Here is a 24,532-nt window from a genome sequence, read left to right as displayed (position 1 = left end):
GCCTTATTGTTTAGTTGATTTTTCTTCCTCTAATCTATTTTGTTCATAGCTTTCTGCCAGTCGTTTCTCTATAATCGGAACGATAAGCGTCTTACGAGGATTCTGTTTAACAAAAGGGAATAACTCAAGGTCGTGACTCATCACATCTTGAGGATTAGGATACTTATTAGTACCTAATAGGACTTCTTTACCATTGTTGAAAAGCTCTTGTTCTTTTTGAGCACTTTCATTTATTTTTTTCTGGATTGTTCCTTCGATTAGAGAAGTGATTAATCCATCTGCTTTTTCTATTGATTTAAACAGCTCTAATGCTTTCTCAGCTAATTGAGCAGTAAGTGATTCGATATAGTATGCCCCTTCAGCAGGATTGTCCACTGCATCGAAATAACTTTCTTGTTTTAAGATTAAGAGTTGGTTACGAGATATACGATCTCCGAATTCATTCTCTTTGTGATAGATAGCATCATAAGCTAAGTTACTAATCAAGTCAGCACCTCCTAATACAGCACTCATACACTCCGTAGTAGTACGTAGCATATTCACATTATAGTCATATAATGTTTTGTTTCGTTTAGTAGGGATAGCGATGATGTGTATCTTCGCATCTGTGTTGTATTCTTTAGTTACTAGCTCTGCTAGTAAGCGAAGTGCACGTAGTTTTGCTATTTCGAAGAAATAGTTGGTTCCTACAGCTGTTTCTATATAAATAGGAGTATTCTTTAGCTCTACTCTGTTGAGGTACTCATTTAGATGAGCTAGTGCGTATGCTAACTGCTGCGTCATATTAGCACCAGCATTTTGGTACACAGTAGCATCCACATGAATAGCTACATTATTAGCTATACCTACACATTCATTTAGATTACTTAGGTCGCTGTTCAGGTTAGTGTACCAGTTACCATCAGTTGTTAGTTGGTGTATAGGGTCTAATAAGATTGTTATCTGATATCCATTGCTAGTAGCATAGGTAGATAACTTTCTAGTATATGCAGTATCTAGGAAGTTAAATACGAAGAAGTATTGGTGCGTTTTTGGTAGTGCAGTTAATAATTCTGTAGCATCTATAGAAGGATTGTCTATCGTGAAGTAGATCACTTCAGCTCCTCTATTAAGTGTATCAAGCGTCTTTGCTATCGATCTCTCAATATCAAAAACGTATACCCTCTGTACAATGTTAAAATGAGAGGTACTAGTCTGTACAGGAATCGGACGGTGATCAGCATCATTGTGATAGAATGGCTTTACCTTAATTCCCTCTAAACTTTCCCAAACAAGTGTTTCATTGTAGTCAGCGCCTTTTAACTCAAACTGTATTTGGTTTTTCCACGCCTTAGAAGAAACTTTTTCAAATTCTTCGAATAATTGGTTAGTCATAATTTTTGGTTGGTAGTGAAACTTATTGTGCAGACAGTGTGTCAAACTCTATAATAAAGACATCTTCATTCTCCCGCTTCATATAATAATTTTCACGAGCATATTTTTCTGTAGCGTCTCCACTTTTTAGACCTTTGATAGCCTGTCTATCTTTTGCTATTTCGTTTTCGAAGTACTTCTTATTGTCCTCCAGCTTGTTAATCTCTTGATCTATAACCCGCTGTTCTAATAAAGAAGAACTGTCAAAAAATATTATCCAAATTACAAATAAAAGACCTACTAAAAAAAAAGGATTTTTTAGTAGGCTTACATATTTATAATTTTTTAGGGTCTCAACTATTTTCATAGCCTAAAGATAGTAAATTAACCGATTTTTTCATTAATAACTGTACGAACAATATCGATAGCAACAGTATTATAGGTATCATTAGGGATAATGATGTCTGCGAATGCCTTAGAAGGCTCGATAAACTGGTCGTGCATCGGCTTTAAAGTTGTTTGATATCTGTTTACCACTTCCATCATATCTCTACCTCTATCAGCTATATCTCTCTTTAATCTTCTAATCAGACGCTCATCAGAATCTGCGTGAACGAATATCTTAATGTCACACATATCGCGTAGCTCTGGATGACATAGAATAAGAATACCTTCTACGATCATTACTTTACGAGGGTGAGTTAAGATATAATCATCAGTACGATTGTGTTTCACGAACGAGTAAACAGGTTGGTTAATACTGTTTCCTTCTTTTAATTCTTTTAGGTGTTTTACCAATAATTCAAAGTCAATTGAACGAGGGTGGTCAAAGTTAATTAACGTTCTTTCTTCTAACGAAAGATTATCAGTCGCCTTGTAGTATGAATCTTGTGATATAACTCCAACTTCAGTTTCGGGTAGTTCATTTATAATTTGTTGAACTACTGTAGTTTTACCACTTCCAGTACCTCCTGCAATTCCTATAATAAGCATGTTATAATATATTTTTAGCAAAAGTATAAATTAATAATCTTGCATAGAAACATTTTTTATCGATTCACTGTTTTTTGGCTTTTATTATCAAAAGTTTAATAAGCTTCTATATGCTGATTCAGACTCCTTATATTGAGCTGTATTTTAAAAAAGGATTGTTCTTTTTTTGTTTTTAATTCCTTTTTGAGCTTTAAAATCTTCTTTTTATAGAATGTATACCCTCTTTTTTTTCTAAAAAGTAGTTTTTAGCGGTCAATTTGATTGTTTTTCAAAATAAATGATATACTTTTTTTTAAGTATGTTTTTTATTAATTGGTTGATTTATAGTTACTTGTTTTGTTTTTGTGTTTTTTTACTGTATGGATTATATGTTGCTTACCCCTTGTAAAATATAGGGTTGTATAGAAATTGCTCGACAATACATGGACAATAAGCCGAGTTTAGTGGAGCTGAGGTGTTGTTTGTCGAAGGAGTGATCTTTTAATATCCAAGTATTCTCCTCTAAGGATTATATAAAGGATACGAAATGGAAAATAGAAGTAATTATAAGGTAGTATAGTAATGTCATTAAGGATAGTGATAGAGAAAAAGAAGAACAGATTAGAAGGAGAGTTAGCGTATATACTGAGGTAAGTAATAATAGGAGGATACTGCTAGTACTTCCATATTAGAACGAATTGGACAATAAGTGGTTAGTATTGGATAAAATACTGATTTAACTAGTTGTTTATATTGAATCTAAATAAAAAAGCTATATTTGTGTGATTTAAAGAAATAGAACCAAAGAATAAAACAACAATATGGCAAAGAAAGGTAACATACAGCGCAAAGTATTTACATTAAAGAATAGAGAGTATATCACGCCACATTATATACGTATTACATTAAGTGGTAATGATGTAGCAGATTTTAAGAATACAACGATAGGGGTAAATAATAAGATATTTATCGCTCCAGAAGGATGTGCTGAGGTACACTTACCAGAGTTTGACTTCGAGAAAGGGGCATGGAAGCCTCAAGAGGAATCAATCAAACCTTATGTACGTACTTATACACATAGAGGGATAGATTTAGAAAAGAATGAGTTATACATAGATTTCGTAGCACATGGTGATGAAGGGCCAGCTTCTAACTGGGCTATTAATGCAGAGATCGGTGATCCGCTAGGTGTAGCTATGGGATGTGATCCTAGTGAGTTATATCCAGAGGCAGCATGGTATATACTAGTAGGAGATGGTACAGCTATACCAGTATTAGGAGCTATATTAGAGTCTCTACCTGTAGATGCTAGAGTGAATGCTGTGATAGAGGTAGAAAGTGCAGAGGATATACAAGAATTACCTACTCATGCAGAGTCTAAAATAGAATGGCTGATCAACCCTACTTCTGGGCAAAACTCTGAATTAGCGAAGAGAGCAAAAGAAATCATAACAGAGCACAGTGATGAGATGTCTAAGTTCGGATATGTAGCGGCTGAGTTTGATACAGTAAAAGAATTGAGAAACTACCTTCGAAAAGAATTAAACTGGACTAAGGATGAGTTGTACGCTTATTCTTATTGGAAGTTTGGTAAGGCAGAGTCTGCTTCTGAAGCTGACCGTAGAGCTGAAAAAGCGAGCCTAGAATAATCAATTTTTGATAGAAATACTTCATCTTTGTTGTCTTAAAAAATAGAATGATGAAAAGAAGTGTTGTGGTAATATTACTTTCTTTATTAGGCGTGTTTTTCTCACAGTGTAAGGATAGTAAAGAAGTAGAGCAAACTACAGAAGTGCCTACTCCATCAGAACAAAGTAGTATAACTCCTACTGAAGAAGAAGTAGAGGAGAAGGAGGTCATATATGGTACTTATGAAGGAAAGTTTCCTTGGACAGAAGAAGGAGAAGATATGGAGATACTCCAAGTATCTGCTCAGATCAAAGAAGGTAATAAGTATGTCTATAGAGTCATTAGCTCTACAGGTACACATCATGAAGAAGGAGAGTGGGAGCTAGAGCAGGATAGACTGTACCTGAGAGAAGATGAGTATAGTGCTGCACATGCGTTCTTAGTAAAAGAAGGCAAATTATACTTTCTAGATAGTGAAGGAGATGTGGTGAATGAGCATGAATCTGGAGATTATATATTAGTGAAGAAATAAAATAGTTTTCCATAAATTGAACAAAAAGAGATGATACGATATTATTGTATTGTCTCTTTTTTTTGTTTTAAAGAGGACACTACTTTATTAACTAAGAGTAAGGTTATTCTTTTTAGTTATCTCTTATATGAGAATAGAGAAGAGATATTATGGTAAGATTTTTTAAAACAGAGGTGATTAAGCTTTACAGTTTATTTAAAAAAGTTGTTTTAAAGTATTGGTTATTAAATAAAGTGTTTATATTTGTCCCAAATCAATGAAGAAAATGTTTATATCAATTATAAAGAAGGGAAAGAAACAGTACTTACGTCCGACGTCGTGAGCAGCTTTCCTATGGATATGAATTAAAGATATACTAAAGGGGCTTGTCATCACGACAAGCCCCTTTTTTTGGTTTATGGTCAGAGGGTATTACAGAATAGTATAGTTTTTGATCTGAGTAAAGAGAATACATTTAATAACAAATTAATTTTATATGAAAGTTTTAAAATTTGGAGGTACTTCAGTAGGAAGCCCAGAAAGGATGCAACAGTTGTTGCCGATTATTCATTCGCAGCAAAGCGATCGTCATTTAGTAGTCTTATCTGCTGTGTCAGGTACTACTAATGCCTTAGTAGGAATAGCAGAAGCGTATACTAATGGCAAAAAGGAGGATGCAAAGAAACAAATCGATAACCTATATGCTACTTATAAAACTTTCATAAAGCAATTATTTAAAACAGAGGAGGGTCTGCGGATGGCGACAGAAGTAATAGATCACCACTTTAATTTGTTAGAGTCTTTTAGCAATGATCTATTTACTGCCATAGAAGAAAGAATAGCATTAGCACAAGGAGAGTTACTATCTACTACGCTATTTCACTTTTACTTAAAAGAGATTGGGGTAAGCTCTGTATTACTTCCAGCACTTGATTTTATGCGTATCGATGAAGAACAAGAACCTAATCTTGACTATATCCGTACTCAAGCAAGTACTCTATTAGCACAGTACCCTAAGGATACCTTATTTATTACACAAGGGTATATCTGTCGCAATGCTTTTGGGGAGATTGACAACCTAAGAAGAGGTGGGTCTGACTATACAGCTTCTCTAATAGGGGCAGTGTTACAAGCAGAAGAGATACAGATCTGGACAGATATAGATGGATTCCATAATAACGATCCTCGTTATGTACCGAATACCAAGCCTATTGCTAATCTGAGCTTTGATGAGGCAGCAGAGTTGGCTTATTTTGGAGCAAAGATTTTACACCCACAGAGTGTATTCCCTGCGAAGAGATTTAATGTGCCTGTGCGATTATTAGATACGATGGAGTTAAGTGCACCAGGTACTTTAATCTCAGATAACTGTCAGAACGATGATCAGATCGTGGCGATAGCGGCTAAGGATGGTATCACGGCTATACGTATTCACTCTTCGCGTATGTTATTAGCATACGGATTTTTAAGAAGAGTATTCGAAGTATTCGAAAGATATAAAACACCAATAGATATGATCACTACTTCTGAGGTAGCTGTATCACTAACCATAGATAATACGCAGTATCTAAAAGAGATTATAGAAGAGCTAAACTTCTTCGGTCATGTAGAGGTAGATACAGATCAGGCTATCATCTGTATCGTAGGAGATTTTAGAAATAATAAATTAGGGCATGCTACTATCGTCTCTGAAGCAGTGAAGCACTTGCCTATCCGTATGATATCGTATGGTGGAAGTGAGCATAATATTTCTATTTTAGTTCCAGCTAGTCAGAAGTTAGAAGCATTGAGATCATTACACAGTAGATTATTTTAAACAAGGAATAGGATGACAAGAGAGATAATACAAGAATTAGAAGGAGTAGAGACTCCTTTATATTACTACGATTTACCACTTTTAAGAGAAACACTATCTGTCGCTAAGAGTGCAGCAGATCGTTTTGGTTATCATATTCACTATGCTATAAAGGCTAATAATAATCCGCGTATCTTAAGAGAGATTAGTGCTCACGGCTTCGGTGCAGACTGTGTGAGTGGGCTAGAGATAGAGCGCTCTATAGCGGAAGGCTTCTCTCCATCAGATATCGTGTTCGCAGGAGTAGGTAAGACAGACAGAGAGATATTAATCGGGTTAGAGAATCAGATTATGTCGTTTAATGTAGAGTCTGTACAAGAGCTACAAGTGATAGGTAATTTGGCTACTAAGCATCAGCTAAAAGGGCGTATCGCTTTGCGTATAAACCCTAATGTCGATGCAAAGACGCATCACTATATCACTACAGGATTAGATGAGAATAAGTTTGGTATTATGATGCATGAGTTAATGAACTGTATCGAGATCATCAATAAGAATGAATATTTAGAATTAATAGGATTGCACTTCCATGTGGGATCGCAGATCACAGACCTGAATGTGTTCAAACGTCTATGTCTAAAAGTAAATGAGTGGAATACTTGGTTCTATGAGAGAGGACATGATGTACCTGTGTTAAACTTAGGTGGAGGATTAGGGATTAATTACAGCGAACCTGATGAAGAAGCTATTGTTAACTTTTCTAATTTCTTTTATTTATTCCACGAGTTTTTAGACGTGAGACCACATCAACAAATTCACTTTGAACTAGGGCGTTCTATCATTGCGAATAGTGGGACTCTAATCAGTAGAGTGTTATATATAAAGGAAGGACTAAAGAAGAACTTTGCTATTCTAGATGCAGGTATGACAGAGTTATTAAGACCTGCCTTGTACCAAGCGTATCACAAGGTAGAATTGCTATCTGATAAATATGCGGATGAGGTGACTAACGAAACAGAAGTGAAGTATGATGTAGTAGGGCCGATCTGTGAGAGTAGTGACTGTTTTGGCAAAGATGTTTTACTTCCAAAATTAAAAAGAGGTGATCTAATTGCTATTCGTTCTGCAGGAGCTTATGGAGAGGTAATGTCATCGCGTTATAACTTGAGACAAGAGTTAGAATATTTTTTCAAAGAATAACATTAAAATAGTTTCATATTAAGAATAGTTTGTTAAATTTGAGTTCGAACAATAGAAAGTTATAAATTTAAAAAAGAGTAATAATGACATTAGGAGACATTGATGTAGCAGGAGAAATAATTGATTTAAATTTTCAATTATTAAGAACACAGATTTTATTAGAAGAAGTTTTAAAGCACAATGCAGAAACAATGAAATTGCCTTCACCAGAAGCAATGAATGAAATCAATGAGTTCGCTTTGAAATCTATTCAACAAAAATTCCCAAATATGAATATTGGAAGAAAAGAAGATGAGCCTCAAGCAGAGCAAGCTGAATAAGCTAAATAATACAAAAAAAAGTCATACTACTAGTATGACTTTTTTATTATAGTTATCTGAGGTAATGTGTGTCTATATATTATAAGCAGTAATCAGCTCCCCAGTCTTGGTGACCTCTGTCTTTCCAGCATTGGTAGCTTTCTTTAATACCAAGTACTCTAAAAGTGTCTTTCTTTTTCTCTACAGTCATGATTACTTTCAAAGCTTTTAACGAATCATCGTTGATACCATCTTCTAATAAAGAAAGGGTGAATTTATTAGGATCTGTTGTCGTTGCCTTCGTGATGATATAAGTGTAATTGCCTTCTGCAGCCATATCTTCAGGTGCATATTCTTGCATGATCTTTTCGATAGAGTTTAAATTCTGCTCTATAATAGTCTTATTCAGAGTGTTGATTTCACTCTGTTCGATTATTCTAAACTCTCTATCTTCTGCTGTCATAGAAGTCAATAAATTCGGTTGATCTACAGGAGCATTGCCTGCAGTAGCACTATTATTTCCACAACCCATAGAAATGAAAGCAAAAATAAAACCTACTACAACGATAATCTTTTTCATACTTATTTAATTTTAGCTTTGAATTATGTTTCAAAAGTAAACAATAAGAACTTAAAGTTTGGTTATAGTAGGTTTGATAAATTACTAAATAATAGTTAATTATTTAGGGGTTGTATTTTTGATAATAATAATTTATTGACGTTTTTTTTATTATATTCCTATTTCAAACTGTAGTCTAAAATACCAATTGTTCTTCGTAGGGCCTTGGTAGAACTTTTGTTTATCATACGTTAACTCAGCTTGTAACTTAAAAGTATGTTCCCAAAGGTATTTGTTTGCTCCTAGTGAAAACTGTGTTGTATTTGGTAAATTGAAGTCTGTGTTTTTATGTAATTGGTCTTTCATAGTTTGAGTAGATACTCGTCCTATGATCTCATAGTTACTAGGGAAGATATAACTTAGCTGGTAGTCCATTCCTTGACCAGCAAAGATATAGTTATACCCAGCTGTAGGATCTTCAAGATTGTTTAATGATAATGCATCGTCTAAGGTTCTGTTCATATAAGATACCATACCAGCCCATCCATTATATTTAACGATACCGTCTAGCATTAATGAGTTGAATGACTTTGCTTCTCCTAGTTTATTCCCTGTTTGACCTTGTGATTTCATTGCATTATTATTGCGATGGAAGGTACCTGACAACATTAATTTAGGTGTTGCTTCTCTAGCTAAGTCACCTTCAAAGAATGCACCATTCTTAGAGAAACTACCTAAAGGGAATAACTCTACTCTACCTGTTAATGCATAGCTATCGCTTTCGCTCCCTGAGAAGTTACGACCTCTACCTGTAGATACCGCAGTTTTAATATTATATCCGAACTCATTCTTCTTCTCACGTAAGTAATAGGCTTGTATACCGAAGTCACGATCGATGTTGAACTTAGAGTTGTTAATAGAACGATCTGTTAACTGTAGTGCTCCTGATGAGTTAATACGCTGTCTGTTACCAGGTAGTTTAGTCTGTCCGAAGATAAAGTTCCAGTTTTCGTTAGGACGATATGTTAAGGCAGCATCACGGATGATATTAATAGGTTCATTCTCTTTGGTTGTCCCTAAATCTTTAGGAGCGAATGAAAGCTGAATTACATATAAGAACTTAGGGCTACCTACGAAACCGTCAAGTCTTAGACGCAATCTTCTGATTTCTCCTTCATAGGTGTTTTTCTCACCATCGTTTTCATTGAAGGTTAATCTGTTCTGCATTCTGAATCGGATATTTAACTGGAAGATACTGTCTGCAGAAGTCATTCCTAGTCCTTTACCATAACTATAGTATGGTAGTTGTTCTAATTTTAATTCATTACTAGTGGTTTCATGCTTAATTTCCTGTGCCATTGTCAGCATTGGACAAAGCAAAAAAAGACATTGTAAAAGCTTTTTCATAGTGTGTTGTATTTATTTGTGCAAAAATAACATTAGTTTTGCAATAGGAATACTTATGTTGTTACTTCAATGTAAAGATAGTGTTACCAAAAGGTTAAGGAAATAGATTTAATAAGAAATTATGGTATATATAGGTTATCATTTTAATGTAGAACCAAGAGAACTTGGTACAGAAATACTGATTGCGGAGTTAGGAGAAAAGGCATTTGAGAGTTTTGAAGAGACAGCAACAGGTGTTAGTGCTTATGTTCAAAAAGATTTGTGGACAGAGGATATTTTAGAAGATGTTTTTATTTTACAGTCAGAACAGTTTACAATTACTTATAGAAAAGAGGAAATAGCTCAAGTAAACTGGAATGAGGAGTGGGAAAAGAACTTTGACCCAATCGATGTAGATGGTATATGTTATGTTAGAGCACCATTTCACGAGAAGACAAGTGCTCAGTATGATATCGTTATAGAACCAAAGATGAGCTTCGGTACAGGACATCACGAGACTACCTTTATGATGATTCGCCAAATATTAAATAATGATATGCAAGATAAGGTAGTGCTAGATATGGGATGTGGTACGGCTATCTTAGCGATACTTGCTGCTATGCGCGGAGCTAAGCACGTAGATGCTATCGATATTGACAACTGGTGTTATCTTAACTCTATAGAGAATGCTGAGAGAAATAACTGTGCTAACGTAGAGGTATTCGAAGGAGATGCTTCTATCATTAGTAAAGAGCCTAAGTACAATGTAATCTTAGCTAATATCAACAGAAACATCCTATTAAATGATATGGACAAGTATATTGCTAGTTTATATCAAGGAGGTGAGATTTACTTCAGTGGATTCTATACAGAAGATATTACAGCGATTAAAAATTGTGCAGAAAAGATTGGTTTAGTTTTTGAAAGTTCTTTAGAAAAGAATAATTGGGTATCTTTGAAGTTTATAAAAGGATAAAATTTCATTACTATATAATATATTATGAGTACACAAGAGCAAATTCAGGAAAATGTAGATGTATCTGAATTACTGAATGGAAACAGTGAAATTGTTTTGTATAATGACGATGTAAATACTTTTGATCATGTCATCGATACGCTTATTCGCGTGTGTGATCATACATCTGAACAAGCAGAACAATGTGCTGTATTAGTACATTATACAGGTAAATGTACGGTTAAAACTGGGGAGTTTAAGAAACTTAAGTCTCAGTGTTTACAATTATTAGATGCAGGTTTAAGTGCTGAAATTATCTAATAATTATAAGGTATAGAAGTGTAACAGGACTGAGGTACTGTAGAAAATATAAAAAGGCTACTCATATCATATGAGTAGCCTTTTTTGTGATTATTTCTCTCTAAATTTTATGCCAATGAAAGTTCGAGTAGGGTTACCCCTTTCTACTTTCGTTTGGTTTAGCCACGTATTCTTTTCTTCTAGTTTGACTTCATTTAATGCCATATTCTGAAGTTTATCTAGTATTCTTTCGGTGGCTAATTTTTTGTTTTGGTGCTGAGATCTACTATCCATTGCTAGTACAGTAATACCTGTAGGCAGATGAGTAGCTCTCACAGCTGAGCTAACTTTATTGACATTCTGTCCGCCAGCTCCAGAACTACGTACAGCTTGATATTGAATATCGCAGTCAAGAATCGCAGGATCACTTGCTTTAGTGCTTTCAAAAATACCGATGTACCAATTCTTTCTTTTGTGTTTAGGTCTAAAGGGACTTTCGCAAATCCACTGTATTGTACCTAACCAAGTTCTCAAAAAAGTATCAACTTCTTTAGACGTTTCGACGATTTGGATAAAGACCGACGCGCCATGTGCGTCGGCTTCATCCTGTATTGGATCAACTTTAATATTGGATTTGACTGCGTCGTCTATAAAAAGTTGTGCGATCTTCTTAACGGCAAAATCACACTCTTGGGGGCCTCTACCTGATGTAATCTGAATAACTGTTGCCATAATTACTTATCCATTCTTACAAATTTAGGGGTAAAGCTTCCCAATACTTTTACTAATTCGCTTTGAGCTTGCATCACTGCATTGATGTCTTTATAAGCCATTGGGGCTTCATCTACGCTACCTCCGATAAGTTGAACACCTGTAGAGCTAAGCTCTTTCTTAATCTCACTCTTGGTAAACTTCTGTTTACATGCCGCGCGTGAGTGTAGGCGTCCTGCTCCATGAGAGGCAGAATTTAAGCTCTCTGCATTTCCCAGACCTTCGACTATATAGCCATTAGTAGTCATCGATCCCGGGACTATTCCTAATTGTCCTTCTGCAGCAGGAGTAGCTCCTTTGCGGTGAACAATTAATTCTTTGTTATTAATCACTTCTTTCCAAGCGAAGTTATGATGGTTTTCGATAGTGAAAGCTATCTGCTTACCTAATGCTTTAGCAATGCGACGGTGTATATCATCGTGACATGCCTTTGCGTAATCTCCTGCAAGATTCATGGCTAACCAATACTCTTGCCCATCATGTGTGTTGAGGTCTAACCAAGCTAAATGTTGTGCATTGCTTGGTAGAGGGCATTGTTTAGTTGCTAAATATGTGTAGTGCTTAGCGATATTAGCTCCAAGACCTCTTGATCCACTATGTGAAAGAACTGCGATATATTCTCCAGGTTCTAATCTCCACTCAGGTTTAGTCTCCGTTAATCGAACGATACCAAACTCTACGAAGTGGTTACCACTACCTGATGTTCCTAATTGTTTGTACGCTTTATCTAATAAGCCTTTTACAAAAGGAATATTTTTAAACTCTTCTCTGCTGAATACTTCATGATCAGCTTTGACTTTATGTGTGTCATACATACCGAACTTGGTGTGTTCTGATAATATGTTTAACAACATATGGTCTTTCCCTTTTAGGAAGCTGGCAGGTAGATTAAAGACTGACATACTCATACGACATCCTATATCTACACCTACTCCATAAGGAATAACGGCATTATCAGTAGCTAATACTCCTCCGATAGGTAAACCATATCCGTAATGAGCGTCAGGCATTAATGCCCCCTGTACTGCCACAGGTAATTTTAAAGCAGTGAACAGTTGGTATTTCGTCTGTTCGTCAATGGCATCTTCTCCATAAATAGAGAATGGTACTCTATTGGTATTCAGTTGATGCTTTTTGACTTCCACTTGCTTTATCATACTCTCTGCTACTTTGCCCCAGATACCGTCTCCTATGTAAGAATCAGGGTTCTTTAGGACAAGCTTAGCTTCTTCAAGTATGTTGTTTTTATTCTCTTTTTTCTTATATCTATTTACTTGCCCTAAGGCGATGTTTATTGTATTGTTTTGAGGAAAGCCTATTTTAATAAAGTCTCTCCCAGAAAGTTTCCTTCCCATGATGTAAAATTTAAATTGACTAAATGCTCAATTGTTAGTTCACAATTGATTTGTTTTTTACTGATGATCTTTAGCATCTATCAGTCAATTCGGGTTTTAATGACGTTAAGGGTCCGGAATAAACACAAAAAAGCCCGAATTTAAATCTTCGGGCTTTTCATTTATATATAAAATTAGATATTCTAAATAAAAGTAGCACGAAGATACACCCCAGCAATCTCTGCTGATGCGAATGATGTAGAAGTATAATTTAGTACAAACATTTTTTCTTCGTTTTTAATTGTTAAACTTTATTTTCAGTGCAAAGATTGTATAAAAGATTTGAATTGTGCAAGGGAAAAGAGAAAAAATATTTTGTAAATAAAATATTTATAAGGTATTTAGATACTAATATCCTAAACTTGGGAGGGAGCAGCTGATACTGTGTTTTTTGTGTAAATGGTTTTAAGATAGGTTGTTAATTTAGTTTTATTTTGAAAAGTATCAATCAAGATCAGCAGCGATTACTTTGAATTTTATAAAAGCAGGAGAAGGAATAGATCAGTTCTATCCTCACTTAATAATTAATAGAGGACTTAAGAATACAAAGGATCCTAAGACAGTAAAATAGTCTATTCTATAAGAAATTAAAAAACGCTTAAAATTAATAGTATAATTTTATTTAAGACAGCAATAAGTCATTATGATTTATTGCTGTTTTTTGTATGGTCATATTTTATCAGTGATTTAAAAGTTTACCTTTGTGTATCACAAAAAAAATAAAACAAATGAAAAAGATTTATTTATTCCTTCTAGGATTGAGCTTATCACTTCAGTCATGTGTGACGAAGGAAGAAATGTACGTAAAAGATAACGGGGCGGTAGATTACACCTTTAAGATGGACTTTAAAGAGTTGTTACAAAATGTGCCTGATAAGAATGCTATTTTTAAAGGAGATGCCGAGAAGTTAGAATTGATTAGCGGACAGGAATTAAGCATAGATCAGATACTTGATTTCGCTATGTTAAAAGAAAAGAATGGAGAGCAGAAGAAAGATAGTATTATTAAAGCAAACAAAGAGTTATTTGACAATACTAAGAATGTACGCTTTATGATTAATATGAAAGACTCTTTAGCTGATTTTAATTTAAAAGTAATTGCAAAAGATATGGCAGACTTGAATCAATCACTTATAAATATCAATAAGATAACAGATAAAACAAGTGAGCTAGATAAGAAGCAAAATGGGAAGAAACAACCTCCTTTATTAGTGGAGAGTAAGTATAGCCTAGACAGTAAACAATTCGAAAGAAAGGTTAGTGTAAAAGATACTGAAGAAGCTAAGAAATCGAATGAGATGGGAGGAATGGAAGCGATGTTTACTTATGTTCTAAAAACAAGTTTTGACAAGAAGATTAAGTCTGTATCTTATGAAGATGCCGTAATCAGTAAAGATGGTAAATCTTTTGAAAAGAGATTCTCTATGTCTGATATTATAGCTAATCCTAAAGTGTTAGAATATAAAGTGGAGTTCAAATAAGAGCATAAAGATTCTATTTTGAACATCTAAAAATAAAAAGAGGAATTTACTAAGTGTAAATTCCTCTTTTTTTGTATTATAATTTATTCATATTTCCAGCTAAAGCTTCAATGAATTTACCAATAGGACCTTTTACCATCATTGCCATCATTGGGTTAAAACTACCTTCGAATTGAAGTTGTATCTCAGAGTTATTAGCATCTACTTCAGTAATATTTCCTGTTAATGTAAAAGGAAGTTTATCACTAGCAGCACCTAAAACAACTTTAGAGTGAGGAGTTTGATCTTTTTGTTTTAATTTAATCTCTGGCATTCCTTTTAATGCAAAGATAAAAGAATCATCTCCTGTAACTTCAAACTTAGCAATTGACTCAGGCATTAGTTTTTCAAAGTTCTTAACGTCTGTCAAAGCGTTGAAGATATATTCTGCTGATTTAGCAACAGTTACTTTTTGACTTTCTAAATTCATATATTCTAGTATTTAGGATATTATTATTGATTCCATTCAGCAGGGTTCTTTCTCCACTCTTGTAGTGTGTCTAGATCACTATCTGAAATATATTTTTGATTTACTGCATTTTCTAATAAAGAAGAGTAGTTACTTAGTGTAGTTAGTTCTATTCCAGCATTTTTGAAGTTGTCTTCAGCTACTTGGAATTCATAAGTAAAGATAGCAGCCATACCTAGGATATTAGCTCCGTTCTCTTTTAGTGCGTCAACGGCTTGTAAGCTACTTTTACCAGTACTGATAAGATCTTCGATAACAATAACTGATTTACCAGCTTCTAATTGTCCTTCGATTTGATTTTGTCTTCCGTGTTTTTTAGGTTCAGGACGTACATATACAAAAGGCAGTTCTAAAGCTTCTGCTACTAGAAGGCCTATACCGATAGCTCCTGTAGCTACTCCTGCGATTACATCTGGTTTGCCATATTTAGCTACGATGTTCTCAGCAAATTCTTTTTGTAAGAACTTTCTAATCTCTGGATAAGACAATGTGATACGGTTATCGCAATAAATAGGTGATTTCCATCCTGAAGCCCAAGTAAAAGGATTTTTAGGATTTAATTTAATTGCGTTAATTTGCAGAAGTGACTCGGCAGTTTTGTGTGCTGTTTCTTTATTAAAAATCATAATACAAATGTATAAAGTTTTTGTAAACGACAAACCATTGTTCTTAACAGATAAAATCGAGAAAGAAACCGATTTTCAACTGTTCTTATTAGATAGTGTCGATATTGACAAAATTATCATTAAATATTTTCAAAATAAAATTGAGAAGGCTTTTTTATATCATCCAGATGAAAAAGAGATCTTAAAGAAGATAAAAGAAAAGATACCAGTACAGAAAGCAGGAGGTGGAGTTGTGTTTAATCCAAAGGGAGAAATTCTTTTTATTCTTAGAGGTGGTAAGTGGGACTTACCTAAAGGAGGAATTGAGAAAGGAGAAGAAATGGAGGAAACAGCTATACGAGAGGTAGAGGAAGAAACAGGTGTGTCTAAACTTAAGATAGTGCGTAAATTGCCTAAAACGTATCATATCTTTAAAAGAAATGGTAAGTATAGATTGAAAATTACTACTTGGTATAAAATGACTTCTACTTTTGACGGACCATTAGTAGGTCAGATAGAAGAAGATATAGAACAAGTAGCATGGTTAAATAAAGAACAAATCCGAGAGGCAATGAATAACTCTTATGAGAATATTAAGTTGCTTATAGATGAACTAGGAATATTAAAAGATGAATAATTTAAAAAGCCTATCTAAATCGATTTAGATAGGCTTTTTTAGATTCTATATTGGATTAGAATTTTACAGTAGGAGGGACTAGTTTAGAATAGTCTCCTTTATTACGGATAACATCTCTCACTATACTAGAGCTAATAAATGAAGTACTCGCTGCTGTTAGTAAAAAGACAGTTTCTATTTTTGTCAAGAAACGGTTTGTATGTGCAATTGCTTTTTCAAACTCGAAGTCAGCTGGATTTCTTAGTCCTCTAAGAATAAACTGCGCCTCTACCTTAAAGCAGAAGTCTGTGGTTAGTCCTTCGTAAGTAGCTACTTTAATTTTAGGCTCATCTTTAAATGTCTCTTCTATAAAACGCTTTCTGTCTTCTAGTGAAAACATATATTTTTTATCTGAGTTTACTCCGATAGCAACAATAATCTCATCAAATAGAGGTAATGCTCTTTGGATAATATCATAGTGGCCATTTGTAATAGGGTCAAAAGAACCTGGTAAAACTGCTCTTCTCATGGTATCTAAAATTAATTTGCTTTCTGCAAAGCTAAAACAATTGCATTGTCAAACAAGTCAGCTAGGGCAATATTAGCCGCTTTTGCTTGTTGTGGTAGAATACTTTCGTTCGTTAAACCTGGTACAGTATTCATTTCTAATAAAAATGGAACTCCATCCACTATGATGAATTCACTGCGAGAGAAGCCTTGCATATTTAAAATTGTATAGACTCTACTAGCTATATCTGCTACTTTATCTTTAACTTTATCATCTATTCTAGCAGGAGTTATCTCTTGAGATTTACCTAAGTATTTTGCTTCGTAGTCAAAGAAATCGTTTTCAGAAACTATCTCTGTCATAGGTAGTACTTTTATCTCTCCTTGATAGTCAATAACCCCAACAGATACCTCAGTACCATTTAAAAAACTTTCGATTATAATCTCGTTATCTTCTTTATAAGCTACGTCTATGGCAGTAAGTAATTCTTCTGTAGTTTTTGCTTTAGATATACCAAAACTAGAACCAGATTTATTTGGTTTTACAAAACAAGGTAATCCAACACGTTGAATAATTTCTTCAGTATTGATCACATCTCCTTCATTAAGGTAATAAGAGATTGCTGTTTTAATACCGAAAGGTTTTAAGACAGAAAGCATATCTCTTTTATTCATCGTTAAAGCAGCTTGGTAATAGTCACATGAGGTATGAGGCATTCCAATAAGAGAAAAGTAAGCTTGCATTAAACCATCTTCTCCAGGAGTACCGTGTATAGCGTTAAATACAACGTCAAAAGTGATTTTATTTCCTTTGTAGTTTACTGAAAAATCATTTTTATCGATAGGGAATTCTTCTCCGTTATCATCTACATATACCCATTTGTTTTCAAAGATATGTATAGGGTAAGGAATATACTTAGAGCGGTCTAGTGTTTCACATACTACCTTACCACTAGTTAGTGAGATTTTGTATTCACTAGAATATCCCCCCATAATTACTGCTACGTGCTTCATATAGAGCTAAATTTTAATACGTTAGTATGAATTACTAGTTTGTATTTGTTCAAAACAAATTTATAATAAAACATAGAAACAAAAAATGTTTTCGATTTTATATCTTTGCTCAAAATAAGTAGATATGAAATTAATGGATTTTCTAAAAAGTAGAGCCTTTTTTATTTCCTTAGCGAGTGCAGTCGTAATCGTTATACTAGGTGTGTTCTTAGCGCTTAAGTGGTTGGCACATACGACTAATCATGGAGAAAAGATAGAAGTACCAAGTTTAATTAAGTTAGATACTGATCAAGCGTTACAACTGTTGCAGAAGAATGAGTTGAACATGGTTGTATTAGATACACTTGATTATGATAAAGACTTTCCTCCGTTAAGTATTGTGGAGCAAGACCCTGCTCCGAAGACGGGTGTAAAAACGAATAGAAAGATATATGTGAAGATTAATGCATCGGGTTATGGTAATGTAAAATTGCCAAAGCTTGAAGAATTAACTTACCGTCAGGCCTTAGCGACTATTAAGTCATTAGGTTTAAAAGAAGGAACTATTACATACCAGACTTTCATTGGAAAGGATGTTGTGCTTAAAGTTTATCAAAAAGGTAAAGTCTTAAATGAAGGGGACAAAATAGCAAAAGACTCTAGAATTGACTTTGTTTTAGGAGATGGTAGAGCGGGTTACTCAGAAGAAGAGCTTGACGTAGCGCCAGCTATCGAAGATGCGAATGGCAATTCTAGTAATTCTAGTGAATTTGATTTTTAAAAGATTTAAATAAGATTAATGCAAGAAGATAATGTAGAAATGTTCGATGACTTAGAAGGTGAGTTATTTGAGCATTATAGATTTGAAGCAGGGAAAGGACAAGCTCCTTTAAGAGTGGATAAGTTTTTAATGAACTTAGTAGAGAATGCTACACGTAATAAAATACAACAAGCAGCTACTAATGGAAATATATTCGTGAATGATATACCTGTAAAATCAAATCACAAAGTAAAAGCTAATGATGTGGTGCGTGTGTTGATGAAACAACCACCATTCGAAAATATCATTATACCAGAGAATATTCCTCTTGATATAGTATATGAAGATGATTCATTATTAGTAGTGAATAAACCAGCAGGACTAGTAGTACACCCAGGACATGGTAACTATACAGGAACTCTAGTAAATGCTTTAGCATATCACTTTGAGAATTTACCCCTAAATAGTAGTGAAAGACCAGGATTAGTCCACCGTATTGATAAAGATACTAGTGGTCTGTTAGTAGTAGCAAAGACAGAATGGGCAATGACCGAACTGCAAAAGCAATTTGCAGAAAAGACATCTGAGCGTGAGTATGTCGCTATGGTATGGGGGAATGTAGAAGAAGATGAAGGTACGATAGAGAGCTATATCGGCCGTCACGTCAAAGATAGAATGCAGATGGCTGCCTTTGATGATGAGAGTATGGGGAAATGGGCTGTGACGCATTATAAAGTACTTGAGCGCTTAGGATATGTTACTTTAGTATCTTGTCGTCTAGAGACAGGTCGTACACATCAGATACGTGTTCACATGAAACATATTGGACATACGCTGTTTAACGATGAACGTTATGGAGGTAACTTAATTCTTAAGGGAACGACATTTACCAAATATAAACAGTTTGTAGATAATTGTTTTGCTGTTTTACCTAGACAAGCTCTACATGCTAAAACACTAGGATTTACACATCCTATAACTAAAGAAAGAATGAGGTTTGACTCTGAGATACCTACAGATATGGTAGAATGTATTGAAAAATGGAGAACATACGCACAAGCTTCTAATTTTGGAAATAAAGTAGATGGATTATAGTTAATTTAAGATATCAAAGCCTCATTGTTAGATGAGGCTTTTTTTATTTGCTTTATTTTATTTGCTATAAAATATCATTTAAAAAAGAAGGAAAAAGTCTTAATCTAGGTTAAAAAAACATAAATAAGGAGAAAGTAATTAAATTATTTTAGTTACTTTGTTGACTTTACTAGAAGATGTTTAATCAGTTTAAATTACATATAGAGAATAACTTCAGAGAGTTATTAGAAGAGCCATTATTACTTGCAGTAAGTGGAGGGATAGATAGTATCGTTTTAGTGCATTTATGTCATAAGTTAGGACTAGACATAACGATAGCACATTGTAACTTCCATTTAAGAGGAGAAGATAGTAATGGTGACCAAGAGTTTGTAGAACAATTAGGAGAGGAGTTAAGCATTCCAGTTTTTGTTGCAGAGTTTGATACAGTACAATATGCCACAGAGCACAAGGTGTCTATACAGATTGCAGCTAGAGAATTGCGATATGATTGGTTTAGAGAACTAGCTACACAACAGAAGAAGACCTATCTATTAACCGCTCATCACTTAGATGATTCTATGGAGACTTTCTTGATTAATTTATCTAGAGGTACGGGTATAGAAGGGTTATTAGGAATACCAGCTAGAAATGGCTACATCAGAAGACCAATATTGCCATTTACTAGAGAGGATATCGCTCATTATGCAGAAGAGAATCAGATTACTTGGAGAGAAGATATAACAAATAGTCAGACAAAATATTTGCGTAATAAAATTCGTAGGAATATATTGCCGCTTCTAAAAAAGACAAATGAACATTTTTGTCAGTCTTTTTTACAGACAATGGAGTATTTACAGCAGTCAGTAGATTTGAGTGAAGATGCTAGTAAATATTATTACAGTCAGGTAGTTACAGAACATGACGGTGAGGAGATAAGTATTAACTTAGAGCAGTTAAAAAGTCTTTCTTCACCTAAAGCATATTTGTATAAGTGGTTATCTCCTTTAGGATTTACGGCTTGGTCTGATATCGAAGATTTAATTAATGGAGCATCAGGTAAGATGATTTATTCGCCTACTCATGTACTGTTGAAGAATAGAGGAGAGTTTATAATAAAACCTCTTCCACAAGAAAAAGAGAATAAAGAACAAATATATTTATTAGAGAACAAACAAACATTAACCCAACCACTAACGATTAGTATAACACCTTATGAAGAAAAACAGTTAACAAGTGATGCTTCGACCATTTATGTAGATGGAGATTTATTGACTTTTCCATTGACTATACGTAAATATCGAAGTGGCGATAGATTTATCCCATTTGGGATGAAGGGAACAAAGAAAATGAGTAAGTTTTTTAAAGACGAGAAGTTTAGTCTATTTGATAAAGAGAATACTTGGCTTTTATGTTCAGAAAATAAGATTGTATGGGTTATCGGTAGTCGAATGGATGAACGATTTAAGATAAAAGATACAACAACAAACATTATTAAAATTCAAATTAATCTATGAGAAAATTAGCTTATTTGCTACTTTTTTTATTGTCATTTATATCAGTGCAGGCTCAGATTACTAATCCTGCTAAATGGCAATCTAAAATTGAGAAAAAGTCTGATACAGAATATACCATTACTTGGGATGCTGTAATAGAAAAGAACTGGCATTTATACTCCCAATATAACCCAGAAGGAGGTTCGCTGCCTTTAGAGTTTATTTATAATAATCAAGAGGGAAATTATACTTTAGAGGGTAAGGCAAAGGAGAGTGAAACAAAGACTTCATTTAATGATGTCTTTGGTGTGGATGAAATCTACTTCGTAGACTCTGCTAAACTAGTTCAAGACATTAAGATAACCAATCCTACTGTGGAAACTATCCAAGTAGAATTAGCTTATCAGGTATGTGATGAAATGTGTATTAGCCAGAGTAACTTATTTGTTTACGATTTAAAGACACTTGAAACCAAGGAAGTAAAGAACTTCGAAGATTTAGCAACTACTGCTGTAGATACTAAAAAGGATAGTGATACAACGGATACAACAGTAGCTACAACGGGGAATACTAAAGAAGAGAAAAAAGGTTTGTTTACTATTTTCTTCTTAGCCTTCTTATCAGGATTTGCAGCATTACTTACACCATGTGTATTCCCAATGATTCCAATGACAGTGAGTTTCTTTACTAAACAGTCTAAGACTAGAGCGAAGGGAATTAAGAATGCAATTATCTATGGATTATCTATCATCCTTATCTATGTAGTATTAGGAACGATAGTGACTGCAATATTTGGAGCAGATTCATTAAACGCACTTTCTACGAATGTGTATTTTAATATTATCTTCTTTTTATTGTTAGTGATATTCGCTACATCGTTCTTAGGAGCGTTCGAGATTATGTTACCTAACTCATGGGCTAATAAAGTAGATTCTCAAGCAGACAGAGGAGGTATCATAGGGATCTTATTTATGGCATTAGCACTTGCTATAGTATCATTCTCATGTACAGGGCCTATCGTAGGAACACTATTAGTAGAAGCAGCATCTAAAGGAGGTATAGCACCTATCGTAGGAATGTTAGGGTTCTCTCTAGCATTAGCATTACCATTTATGTTATTCGCTATGTTCCCAGGATGGTTAAACTCTATGCCACGTTCAGGAGGATGGTTAAATACTGTGAAAGTATCTTTAGGATTCTTAGAGTTAGCTTTAGCATTTAAATTCTTGTCTAATGCAGACCTTGTATTACAAGCACATTGGTTAGAAAGAGAAGTTTTCTTAGCGATCTGGATTGCTATCTTTGGAGCATGGGCATTATATTTATTAGGAAAGATCAGGTTACCTCATGATAGCCCCGCAGATAGTATATCAGTAGGAAGATTATTTATGGCTTTATTAGTATCTGTATTTACGATTTATATGATACCAGGACTATGGGGAGCACCACTTAAGATTATCTCAGGTTTCCCTCCACCGATGACGTATTCAGAAAGTCCTTATGGTGTTGGAGGAAAAGGTGGTAATGCGGGAGGAGTAGCTACTGCTATTCCAGACGGAGCTAAACTAGGAGCACATGATATTATTGCCTTTACAGATTATGAGAAAGGTATGGCTTATGCTAAGTCTGTAAACAAACCAGTCTTACTTGACTTCACAGGATTTGCATGTGTGAACTGCCGTAAAATGGAAGACTCTGTATGGTCTGAACCTAATGTGTTATCAATTTTAAAAGGTGAAATAGTTTTAATATCACTTTATGTTGATGATCCGACGAAGTTACCTGAGAACGAACAATATATTTCTGAAACTACAGGTAAGAAAATAAAAACAATTGGTAATAAATGGAGTGATTTCCAAATGAAACATTACCAAGCGAATGCACAGCCTTACTATATCGTATTAGATAAAGAAGGTAATCGCTTAAATGAAGCTGTTGGTTATATGCCAGACGCACCTGAGTATAAAGCTTGGTTAGAAAGCGGAATTAATAAAGTGAAATAAGTTTTTATAATTATAGTTAAAGAAGCCACGTGAGTTCACGTGGCTTTTTTTATGGTAGTGGTATAAAAAAACAAAGGTGTTTTGATTTAATTTTAAGAAGAAAGTTAATACATTTGATAACCTTCTGAAATAAGGAAACAAAACACAATATTTAATTTAAGTACCTTTTGTTAATCACTAATAGAGAATGTATTCTTCAGAATATTAGATGATTAATTAGAGCGTATAAAATAAGCTAAGAAAAATGAAAAGAAGTTTAGTTGCATTATCATTTGCATTGTTTGCACTGTGTACACAAGCACAAGTTCACACTCCACCTACAAGTACAAAAGCAGAATCACATCAAGTAGTAGGGCTTACGGATATCAAGATTGACTACTCAAGACCGAATATGAGAGGGCGTTTAGTATTTGGTGATTTAGTTCCTTATGGAAGAATGTGGAGAACAGGAGCGAATATGAATACGGTAGTTACTTTTGGTAATGATGTAGAGATAGGTGGTAAGAAATTAAAGAAAGGATCGTATGCATTATTTACTATTCCTAAAGTAGAAGAATGGGAAGTAATATTCTATGCAGATACGAATAACTGGGGATTACCAGAGAAATGGGATGAGAGTAAAGTAGCTTTATCGACTAAGGTTAAACCTATTGGTTCTGATCGCAAGTTTGAGACATTAACTGTAGCGGTGAATAACGTAAACATAGACTACGCAGACCTAGAGATTATGTGGGAGAAGACAGTTGTGCCTGTTCGTTTTAAAGTACCAACAGACCAATTGGCAATGCAGAGTATTGAGGAGACATTTGACGGTCCTACAATCGTTGATTATTACGGAGCGGCAGAATATTACTACCTAACGAATAAAGACCTTGTAAAAGCTCTAGATTGGGTAAATAAGGCTATTGAGAAATCAGGAGAGAAAATACCTTACTACTTTGTACGCTTAAAATCACAGATCCAAGCTAAAGGAGGTGATAAAATAGCTGCTGTAGAAACTGCCAAATGGGCATTAGAGTTAGCAGAGAAAGCGAATAATCTTGATTATATCAAGATTAATAAAGACGCTATCAGAGAGTGGAGCAAGTAATTTTAATTAAGAATTAAGAATTAAGAATTAAGAATTAAGAATTAAGATTGTACTTAAAAAGCTGATTTCTTAAAGCTTATAGCTGAATATATAAAGAAAAAGATAGTTCTAATGAGCTATCTTTTTTTGTTTCTATGAAGTTGTCTTTTGTGAAACCGTGAAGTTGTGAAACCGTGAAATTGTGAAGTTGTGAAACCGTGAAGTTGTGAAATTGTGAACTGTCAATTAACCATATCTCTAATTCCCATTACCCTATGCCGTAGGCAAACAACAAA

Annotated in this window: 25 protein-coding genes; 14 read left to right on the top strand and 11 right to left on the bottom strand. The window is 34.3% G+C overall.

The window, feature by feature from the left end; translation table 11 throughout:
- Nucleotides 1-3: 3 nt before the first annotated feature.
- The 3 genes from RT228_RS01660 to udk are packed head-to-tail and all read right to left on the bottom strand — an operon-like array spanning nucleotide 4 to nucleotide 2,346.
- On the bottom strand, nucleotides 4-1,374 hold the full coding sequence (locus RT228_RS01660; protein ID WP_006257149.1) for a methylmalonyl-CoA mutase subunit beta: 1,371 nt from the start codon (nucleotides 1,372-1,374) through the stop codon (nucleotides 4-6).
- A gap of 22 nt (nucleotides 1,375-1,396) precedes the next feature.
- The gene (locus RT228_RS01655; RefSeq protein ID WP_006257148.1) at nucleotides 1,397-1,720 is read right to left on the bottom strand and encodes an FtsB family cell division protein; all 324 of its coding nucleotides are present in this window, start codon (nucleotides 1,718-1,720) and stop codon (nucleotides 1,397-1,399) included.
- A 17-nt stretch (nucleotides 1,721-1,737) separates the two neighbouring features.
- Entirely contained in the window at nucleotides 1,738-2,346 is a 609-nt protein-coding gene (gene udk, locus RT228_RS01650; protein WP_006257147.1) for a uridine kinase, read from the bottom strand.
- Between the two features lie 800 nt (nucleotides 2,347-3,146).
- Here udk and RT228_RS01645 point away from each other — a divergent pair.
- The 5 genes from RT228_RS01645 (at nucleotide 3,147) to RT228_RS01625 (ending at nucleotide 7,780) form a co-directional block, all read left to right on the top strand.
- Complete coding sequence (locus RT228_RS01645; RefSeq protein WP_006257146.1) at nucleotides 3,147-3,974, top strand: siderophore-interacting protein; 828 nt, start codon at nucleotides 3,147-3,149, stop codon at nucleotides 3,972-3,974.
- Between the two features lie 50 nt (nucleotides 3,975-4,024).
- The gene (locus RT228_RS01640; protein ID WP_006257145.1) at nucleotides 4,025-4,486 is read left to right on the top strand and encodes a hypothetical protein; all 462 of its coding nucleotides are present in this window, start codon (nucleotides 4,025-4,027) and stop codon (nucleotides 4,484-4,486) included.
- 475 nt (nucleotides 4,487-4,961) lie between these two features.
- Entirely contained in the window at nucleotides 4,962-6,281 is a 1,320-nt protein-coding gene (locus RT228_RS01635; RefSeq protein WP_006257144.1) for an aspartate kinase, read from the top strand.
- Between the two features lie 12 nt (nucleotides 6,282-6,293).
- Nucleotides 6,294-7,460, top strand: coding sequence for a diaminopimelate decarboxylase (gene lysA, locus RT228_RS01630; RefSeq protein ID WP_006257143.1), 1,167 nt, complete (start codon nucleotides 6,294-6,296; stop codon nucleotides 7,458-7,460).
- Nucleotides 7,461-7,543: 83 nt separating this feature from the next.
- Complete coding sequence (locus RT228_RS01625; RefSeq protein WP_006257142.1) at nucleotides 7,544-7,780, top strand: hypothetical protein; 237 nt, start codon at nucleotides 7,544-7,546, stop codon at nucleotides 7,778-7,780.
- Between the two features lie 79 nt (nucleotides 7,781-7,859).
- On the opposite strand, the gene RT228_RS01620 is transcribed toward RT228_RS01625, so the two are convergent.
- Both RT228_RS01620 and RT228_RS01615 read right to left on the bottom strand, forming a co-directional pair.
- The gene (locus RT228_RS01620) at nucleotides 7,860-8,339 is read right to left on the bottom strand and encodes a hypothetical protein (protein ID WP_006257141.1); all 480 of its coding nucleotides are present in this window, start codon (nucleotides 8,337-8,339) and stop codon (nucleotides 7,860-7,862) included.
- 150 nt (nucleotides 8,340-8,489) lie between these two features.
- Complete coding sequence (locus RT228_RS01615) at nucleotides 8,490-9,725, bottom strand: porin (RefSeq protein ID WP_006257140.1); 1,236 nt, start codon at nucleotides 9,723-9,725, stop codon at nucleotides 8,490-8,492.
- Nucleotides 9,726-9,846: 121 nt separating this feature from the next.
- Between RT228_RS01615 and prmA the strand changes: the two genes are divergently transcribed.
- Nucleotides 9,847-10,680, top strand: coding sequence for a 50S ribosomal protein L11 methyltransferase (gene prmA, locus RT228_RS01610; protein ID WP_006257139.1), 834 nt, complete (start codon nucleotides 9,847-9,849; stop codon nucleotides 10,678-10,680).
- 24 nt (nucleotides 10,681-10,704) lie between these two features.
- Complete coding sequence (locus RT228_RS01605) at nucleotides 10,705-10,980, top strand: ATP-dependent Clp protease adaptor ClpS (RefSeq protein ID WP_006257138.1); 276 nt, start codon at nucleotides 10,705-10,707, stop codon at nucleotides 10,978-10,980.
- A gap of 90 nt (nucleotides 10,981-11,070) precedes the next feature.
- Here the strand turns inward: RT228_RS01605 and prfH are convergent, their stop codons facing one another.
- A complete protein-coding gene (gene prfH, locus RT228_RS01600; protein ID WP_006257137.1) occupies nucleotides 11,071-11,691 on the bottom strand; it encodes a peptide chain release factor H in 621 nt (206 codons plus the stop codon).
- A gap of 2 nt (nucleotides 11,692-11,693) precedes the next feature.
- Nucleotides 11,694-13,085, bottom strand: a complete 1,392-nt coding sequence (locus RT228_RS01595; RefSeq protein WP_006257136.1) for an RtcB family protein — start codon at nucleotides 13,083-13,085, stop codon at nucleotides 11,694-11,696.
- A gap of 767 nt (nucleotides 13,086-13,852) precedes the next feature.
- On the opposite strand from RT228_RS01595, the gene RT228_RS01590 reads away from it, so the two are divergent.
- Nucleotides 13,853-14,605 (top strand): hypothetical protein, encoded by a 753-nt coding sequence (locus RT228_RS01590; protein ID WP_006257135.1) that lies wholly within the window; start codon nucleotides 13,853-13,855, stop codon nucleotides 14,603-14,605.
- 76 nt (nucleotides 14,606-14,681) lie between these two features.
- Here the strand turns inward: RT228_RS01590 and RT228_RS01585 are convergent, their stop codons facing one another.
- Together RT228_RS01585 and pyrE are read right to left on the bottom strand one after the other, a co-directional pair.
- On the bottom strand, nucleotides 14,682-15,074 hold the full coding sequence (locus RT228_RS01585) for a hypothetical protein (RefSeq protein WP_006257134.1): 393 nt from the start codon (nucleotides 15,072-15,074) through the stop codon (nucleotides 14,682-14,684).
- A 23-nt stretch (nucleotides 15,075-15,097) separates the two neighbouring features.
- Nucleotides 15,098-15,739 (bottom strand): orotate phosphoribosyltransferase, encoded by a 642-nt coding sequence (gene pyrE / locus RT228_RS01580; protein WP_006257133.1) that lies wholly within the window; start codon nucleotides 15,737-15,739, stop codon nucleotides 15,098-15,100.
- A gap of 7 nt (nucleotides 15,740-15,746) precedes the next feature.
- Between pyrE and RT228_RS01575 the strand changes: the two genes are divergently transcribed.
- Complete coding sequence (locus RT228_RS01575) at nucleotides 15,747-16,355, top strand: NUDIX hydrolase (protein ID WP_006257132.1); 609 nt, start codon at nucleotides 15,747-15,749, stop codon at nucleotides 16,353-16,355.
- Between the two features lie 55 nt (nucleotides 16,356-16,410).
- Here the strand turns inward: RT228_RS01575 and coaD are convergent, their stop codons facing one another.
- Both coaD and RT228_RS01565 read right to left on the bottom strand, forming a co-directional pair.
- Nucleotides 16,411-16,863 (bottom strand): pantetheine-phosphate adenylyltransferase, encoded by a 453-nt coding sequence (gene coaD, locus RT228_RS01570; RefSeq protein WP_006257131.1) that lies wholly within the window; start codon nucleotides 16,861-16,863, stop codon nucleotides 16,411-16,413.
- 11 nt (nucleotides 16,864-16,874) lie between these two features.
- On the bottom strand, nucleotides 16,875-17,855 hold the full coding sequence (locus RT228_RS01565; protein WP_006257130.1) for a D-alanine--D-alanine ligase: 981 nt from the start codon (nucleotides 17,853-17,855) through the stop codon (nucleotides 16,875-16,877).
- 124 nt (nucleotides 17,856-17,979) lie between these two features.
- Here RT228_RS01565 and RT228_RS01560 point away from each other — a divergent pair, with 124 nt between their 5' ends.
- From RT228_RS01560 to RT228_RS01540, 5 genes are all read left to right on the top strand, one after another.
- Entirely contained in the window at nucleotides 17,980-18,615 is a 636-nt protein-coding gene (locus RT228_RS01560) for a PASTA domain-containing protein (RefSeq protein ID WP_006257129.1), read from the top strand.
- A gap of 18 nt (nucleotides 18,616-18,633) precedes the next feature.
- Nucleotides 18,634-19,689: an RluA family pseudouridine synthase gene (locus tag RT228_RS01555; RefSeq protein ID WP_006257128.1), complete on the top strand. Its 1,056-nt coding sequence runs from the start codon at nucleotides 18,634-18,636 to the stop codon at nucleotides 19,687-19,689.
- Nucleotides 19,690-19,865: 176 nt separating this feature from the next.
- Nucleotides 19,866-21,185 (top strand): tRNA lysidine(34) synthetase TilS, encoded by a 1,320-nt coding sequence (gene tilS / locus RT228_RS01550; RefSeq protein WP_006257127.1) that lies wholly within the window; start codon nucleotides 19,866-19,868, stop codon nucleotides 21,183-21,185.
- Complete coding sequence (locus RT228_RS01545) at nucleotides 21,182-23,167, top strand: protein-disulfide reductase DsbD family protein (RefSeq protein ID WP_006257126.1); 1,986 nt, start codon at nucleotides 21,182-21,184, stop codon at nucleotides 23,165-23,167. The genes tilS and RT228_RS01545 overlap by 4 nt, the downstream gene beginning before the upstream one ends.
- Before the next feature lie 244 nt (nucleotides 23,168-23,411).
- A complete protein-coding gene (locus tag RT228_RS01540) occupies nucleotides 23,412-24,257 on the top strand; it encodes a DUF2911 domain-containing protein (protein ID WP_006257125.1) in 846 nt (281 codons plus the stop codon).
- Nucleotides 24,258-24,532 lie beyond the last annotated feature (275 nt).

This window comes from Myroides sp. (assembly GCF_032073645.1).
GTDB lineage: Bacteria > Bacteroidota > Bacteroidia > Flavobacteriales > Flavobacteriaceae > Flavobacterium > Flavobacterium odoratimimum.
Note: the sequence above shows the minus strand (reverse complement) of the source record. Positions and strands in the feature narration are given on the sequence as shown.

Coding starts and splice junctions, on each gene's coding strand:
- RT228_RS01595 (WP_006257136.1), bottom strand. CDS start 13,085: ATGGGAAGGAAACTTTCTGGGAGAGACTTTATTAAAATAGGCTTTCCT.
- pyrE (WP_006257133.1), bottom strand. CDS start 15,739: ATGATTTTTAATAAAGAAACAGCACACAAAACTGCCGAGTCACTTCTG.
- RT228_RS01565 (WP_006257130.1), bottom strand. CDS start 17,855: ATGAAGCACGTAGCAGTAATTATGGGGGGATATTCTAGTGAATACAAA.
- RT228_RS01575 (WP_006257132.1), top strand. CDS start 15,747: ATGTATAAAGTTTTTGTAAACGACAAACCATTGTTCTTAACAGATAAA.
- tilS (WP_006257127.1), top strand. CDS start 19,866: ATGTTTAATCAGTTTAAATTACATATAGAGAATAACTTCAGAGAGTTA.
- RT228_RS01545 (WP_006257126.1), top strand. CDS start 21,182: ATGAGAAAATTAGCTTATTTGCTACTTTTTTTATTGTCATTTATATCA.
- RT228_RS01585 (WP_006257134.1), bottom strand. CDS start 15,074: ATGAATTTAGAAAGTCAAAAAGTAACTGTTGCTAAATCAGCAGAATAT.
- RT228_RS01615 (WP_006257140.1), bottom strand. CDS start 9,725: ATGAAAAAGCTTTTACAATGTCTTTTTTTGCTTTGTCCAATGCTGACA.
- RT228_RS01635 (WP_006257144.1), top strand. CDS start 4,962: ATGAAAGTTTTAAAATTTGGAGGTACTTCAGTAGGAAGCCCAGAAAGG.
- udk (WP_006257147.1), bottom strand. CDS start 2,346: ATGCTTATTATAGGAATTGCAGGAGGTACTGGAAGTGGTAAAACTACA.
- RT228_RS01655 (WP_006257148.1), bottom strand. CDS start 1,720: ATGAAAATAGTTGAGACCCTAAAAAATTATAAATATGTAAGCCTACTA.
- RT228_RS01555 (WP_006257128.1), top strand. CDS start 18,634: ATGCAAGAAGATAATGTAGAAATGTTCGATGACTTAGAAGGTGAGTTA.
- RT228_RS01605 (WP_006257138.1), top strand. CDS start 10,705: ATGAGTACACAAGAGCAAATTCAGGAAAATGTAGATGTATCTGAATTA.
- RT228_RS01560 (WP_006257129.1), top strand. CDS start 17,980: ATGAAATTAATGGATTTTCTAAAAAGTAGAGCCTTTTTTATTTCCTTA.
- RT228_RS01640 (WP_006257145.1), top strand. CDS start 4,025: ATGAAAAGAAGTGTTGTGGTAATATTACTTTCTTTATTAGGCGTGTTT.
- RT228_RS01625 (WP_006257142.1), top strand. CDS start 7,544: ATGACATTAGGAGACATTGATGTAGCAGGAGAAATAATTGATTTAAAT.
- RT228_RS01645 (WP_006257146.1), top strand. CDS start 3,147: ATGGCAAAGAAAGGTAACATACAGCGCAAAGTATTTACATTAAAGAAT.
- RT228_RS01590 (WP_006257135.1), top strand. CDS start 13,853: ATGAAAAAGATTTATTTATTCCTTCTAGGATTGAGCTTATCACTTCAG.
- RT228_RS01620 (WP_006257141.1), bottom strand. CDS start 8,339: ATGAAAAAGATTATCGTTGTAGTAGGTTTTATTTTTGCTTTCATTTCT.
- coaD (WP_006257131.1), bottom strand. CDS start 16,863: ATGAGAAGAGCAGTTTTACCAGGTTCTTTTGACCCTATTACAAATGGC.
- prfH (WP_006257137.1), bottom strand. CDS start 11,691: ATGGCAACAGTTATTCAGATTACATCAGGTAGAGGCCCCCAAGAGTGT.
- prmA (WP_006257139.1), top strand. CDS start 9,847: ATGGTATATATAGGTTATCATTTTAATGTAGAACCAAGAGAACTTGGT.
- RT228_RS01660 (WP_006257149.1), bottom strand. CDS start 1,374: ATGACTAACCAATTATTCGAAGAATTTGAAAAAGTTTCTTCTAAGGCG.
- RT228_RS01540 (WP_006257125.1), top strand. CDS start 23,412: ATGAAAAGAAGTTTAGTTGCATTATCATTTGCATTGTTTGCACTGTGT.
- lysA (WP_006257143.1), top strand. CDS start 6,294: ATGACAAGAGAGATAATACAAGAATTAGAAGGAGTAGAGACTCCTTTA.